General features: G+C 77.6%; 2 protein-coding genes. One reads left to right on the forward strand and one right to left on the reverse strand.

Features of this window, described 5'->3' with window-relative positions; translation table 11 throughout:
* Nucleotides 1–459 (reverse strand): glycosyltransferase (locus tag GTW08_RS20825; RefSeq protein WP_161152412.1); only part of this gene is annotated, 459 nt, incomplete at its 3' end.
* Between the two features lie 186 nt (nucleotides 460–645).
* Between GTW08_RS20825 and GTW08_RS20830 the strand changes: the two genes are divergently transcribed.
* On the forward strand, nucleotides 646–1,068 hold the full coding sequence (locus GTW08_RS20830) for an ATP-binding protein (protein ID WP_073574254.1): 423 nt from the start codon (nucleotides 646–648) through the stop codon (nucleotides 1,066–1,068).
* Nucleotides 1,069–1,095 lie beyond the last annotated feature (27 nt).

Genomic DNA, 1,095 nt, shown 5'->3' on the forward strand with positions numbered 1-1,095 from the left:
GGTGTCGACGGCGGCGGGCACCGTCCGCAGCACCGCCCGCGGCACCCCACGGCGCAGCAGGGCGGTGTGCTGCTCCTCGCTGGAGGCCAGCACGCGGGCGGCCCCCTGCGACGACCCGGTACGGGCCGCGGGGATCGTGGCCGGGCCCTGGCAGTCGGCCGGATAGACCTGCACGACCGGCACCCCGGTCGCGACGGCGGCGGCCCCGGCGCGCGGTCCGATGGCGTGCACCACCTGGGGCGGGTCGTCGGACCACGCCGCGGCCAGTGCGGTGTCCTGCCCGGGTTCCCACGGCTGCACGCGCAGCGTGCCGCCGTCGGCCGGGGCGGTCAGGTCGGGGTCGTCGGGGACGTCGGTGAACACCCGGACCGTGTGACCGGCGGCGGCCAGCGAGGCGGCGGTGATCCCCGCGCCGCACGTTCGCGGGACCTCGGGGGTACGGATGACGGCGATGCGCAAGCGGAGCCTCCACGTCGTGCTCGCGGCTGCGGGCACGCGCAGTTGGCTCTACGCGTCGGACCCGTGACCGTACCCGCTCCGGTCCGCCCCCGGGTGGGCGACCGCGGGGGTGTGCGAGGCGGGCACATCGGGTAACCGGGTCGAGTCGGGCGGGCCGGCCCGGCAGGACGGGGAGGGGGCGGGCCCGTGACCGCACAGTCCTGGATCCTCAGGGTGGAGCCCGACGCGGCCGCGTGCCGCACGGCCCGGCACGAGCTGACGCGGTTCCTGACCCCGTTGGTGGACGACGTGACCGTCGGCGACGCGACGCTGGTGCTGCACGAACTGGTGGCGAACGGTGTCGACCACGCGCACACCCCGATGCTGGTGACCGCACGGGTGCGCGACGGCGCGGTACGACTGCGCGTGCGCGACGGTTCGGTCGTGCGCGGACGCGAGCAGCCCTACGACCCCACCGCGACCCGCGGACGCGGGCTGCAGATCGTCGGCCGGCTCTCGCAGCGCTGGGGGGTGCGCCGGCACCACGGCGGCAAGACGACCTGGGCCGACGTCGGGCCGGTCGGCGCCCGCCCGGCCCCGGACCTGCACCTGGTGCGCCCGGCCTCCTGACCACCCGCCCGTCCGGCGGGCCGGAGC

Source organism: Pseudonocardia sp. SID8383, from assembly GCF_009864975.1.
GTDB lineage: Bacteria > Actinomycetota > Actinomycetes > Mycobacteriales > Pseudonocardiaceae > Pseudonocardia > Pseudonocardia alni.